At 65.1% G+C, this 292-nt stretch carries 1 protein-coding gene; it reads right to left on the reverse strand.

The window, feature by feature from the left end:
- On the reverse strand, positions 1-292 hold a 292-nt coding region (locus tag ACTFO6_RS18525), incomplete at both ends, for a hypothetical protein (protein ID WP_439935843.1).

Below are 292 nucleotides of genomic sequence, written 5' to 3' on the forward strand. Positions count from 1 at the left end.
CATCCCCAAGGCAGGGCCAACACCTCCTTCAGCACCCGCGTTTCGATTTGGGGAATGCCCACCGGCTCCTGCTTTTGGTAAATGCAGGCCTTCATGCAGTCGTTGCAGATGCGGTGACCGGTGGCGGCGGCGAGGGGATTGTCCACCGTGACGATCGCGAGCGCTCCGAGGGAGGCCCCATGGGCCTTGGCGAAGTTCATCTCGGAGATCTTTTCCTCTAGCGGGCAGCCGGTGAGGGCGGCGCCGAGGGCGTTCAAGCGGAAGCCGCCTCCTTTGTCGCGCAGCCCCGTGG

The organism is Pelomicrobium sp. G1 (genome assembly GCF_051905455.1).
Taxonomy (GTDB): domain Bacteria; phylum Pseudomonadota; class Gammaproteobacteria; order Burkholderiales; family UBA6910; genus Pelomicrobium.